Origin of the sequence: Paenibacillus praedii (assembly GCF_049725345.1) — a bacterium.
In the GTDB taxonomy this organism is placed as follows: domain Bacteria; phylum Bacillota; class Bacilli; order Paenibacillales; family Paenibacillaceae; genus Pristimantibacillus.
Window position 1 is genome coordinate 1 of record NZ_JBMWAM010000055.1, and the last position, 600, is coordinate 600.

Annotated in this window: 1 protein-coding gene; it reads left to right on the top strand. The window is 37.2% G+C overall.

The genetic code is table 11. From position 1 onward, the window contains the following. The first annotated feature begins 123 nt into the window (after positions 1-123). Positions 124-600 (top strand): GNAT family N-acetyltransferase, encoded by a 477-nt coding sequence (locus tag ACO9K6_RS20965; RefSeq protein ID WP_424769467.1) that lies wholly within the window; start codon positions 124-126, stop codon positions 598-600.

A 600-nucleotide genomic window follows, 5' to 3' on the forward strand; every position in this document is an offset into this window, starting at 1 on the left:
CCGATCCATCGCTTGTTTTGCATTGCTGGAAATCCGCTCAGCTAACTGGCAGGAATGTTCAATAAAACAATTTTGGTTAAAGGGTAAGCGTGGTAGAATATGTTAACTGATCGGGGAGGAAATATGGAAATATCAATCCGAAGTGCTCATCAAGATGACTACGAGTCTTTGTTACCTTTGTTCAGGCAGGTTCATGATCTACACGTTTTTGAAAGACCCGATTTGTATAAAGAAAACCTAACTCCAGTCGGGAAAGAATTCTTCTTTAGCCAGCTAATTGATCTCAAACAGCATATTTTTGTTGCTACCATAGGCTTAGAGATAATCGGAGTAGTTGCGACGAAGGAAGAAGACATAACTGAAAATTCATTTATGAATGCGAGAAAGATATTATATGTAAATAGTTTGTGTGTTTCTGAAACGTGCAGAAATAAGGGCGTTGGAAAGAGACTTATGCAATATGTTATTGATTTCGGAGGAAGCCTGAAGGTTGATAGTATTGAATTAGGGGTATCGGAGAAAAATGCTTCTGCAATTTTATTTTATGAATCATTCAGAATGACAACGAAGAGTAGAAAAATGGAGTTTAGGTTGAACTAA

Coding starts and splice junctions, on each gene's coding strand:
- ACO9K6_RS20965 (WP_424769467.1), top strand. CDS start 124: ATGGAAATATCAATCCGAAGTGCTCATCAAGATGACTACGAGTCTTTG.